Raw genomic sequence first — 1,261 nt, forward strand, 5'->3', positions numbered from 1 at the left:
TGTAGACTCCCCATTTTCAGTACGGTTCAAAAATAGAATTTTTTCTTGATAATTCGATGCTGTTGTTGTCGGATGTGGGAAAGTGGTCAGGAAAAGCATTGGCTTTAGCGTTGGCTTGCTGTCCATTTTTCCACATTACAGGTGATAATCCGCCCAGGGAATCATGTGGTCTTTCGTGGTTATAATCTGTAACCCATTGCTGGGTAACACTCCTTACATCATCCAGACTTTCAAAAATATAGGCATCTAGGATTTGCTCCCTGTAGGTTTTATTAAAGCGTTCGATATAGGCATTCTGCGTGGGTTTTCCCGGCTGAATGTAAGCGAATGTTATTTCATTAAGCGTGCTCCATACTGAAGCAATATTGGCAACGAACTCCGGACCGTTATCCATCCGTATCTTTTTGGGTTTGCCATATCTGTTCACCAAATGATTCAATATCCATATCACCCGCGAACTTTTCAAACTGTAATCTACCTCAATATGCAGGATTTCCCTGTTATAATCATCAATCACATTAAAACTGCGGAACTTTCTTCCATTGGATAGAACATCGCTCATAAAGTCAATGCTCCAGGTATGGGTAAAACATATTGGTACTTCCAAGGGCACTTTAACTCTTGCAGGAAGACGTTTCTTGACCTTGCGACGTAACGGAAGTTTCATTTCCTTATAAATCCTGTGAAGTCGCTTATGATTGATTTTTTCGCCCCGATTACGCAAGCGATAATAGTACTTCCAGAAGCCCTCGCGCGGGTAATTCTGCGTGAGTTGTTCCAATTCCATCATTACCGTAGAATCATCTTTGATTGAGCGGTAGTGAAAACTGCTTCTACTTAATTGAAGTAGGCGTAAAGCCTTGCCGGAATTATTCGGTCGAAGTTCCTTAATATCCCTCACGATCTCGCGTTTCCGACAAGGCTTTAGAGCTTTTTTTCGATAATATATTTAGCAACATCGAGTTCCATCGCCAGATTAGCGTACATGCGTTTAAGCCGAGCGTTTTCCTCTTCCAGTTCTTTTACCCGTTTAAGTTCACTGGCTTCCATTCCGTTGTACTTTTGACGCCATTTATACAACGTTGCGGTGCTGATTCCGTTTTCTCTGGCCAATTCATCGGCACTACGGCCACCAGAAAACTCCTTTAAAATGCCTGCAATCTTGGCAGGACTGAAAATGCTTTTTTTCATGATAATAATTACGATTTAAAGTTAATAATTTTTATACTTTTGAATCGTACTGTTTTCGGGGGAGCTTACA

At 41.2% G+C, this 1,261-nt stretch carries 1 protein-coding gene; it reads right to left on the reverse strand.

Features of this window, described 5'->3' with window-relative positions:
• Window positions 1-16 precede the first annotated feature (16 nt).
• A protein-coding gene (locus tag ACZ9HT_RS16965) for an IS3 family transposase (RefSeq protein WP_476041681.1) occupies window positions 17-1,191 on the reverse strand; the annotation gives its coding sequence in 2 pieces (ribosomal slippage) (window positions 17-930 and window positions 930-1,191; 1,176 coding nt in all).
• Window positions 1,192-1,261 lie beyond the last annotated feature (70 nt).

It is taken from the genome of Chryseobacterium sp. UYP7 (assembly GCF_056279225.1).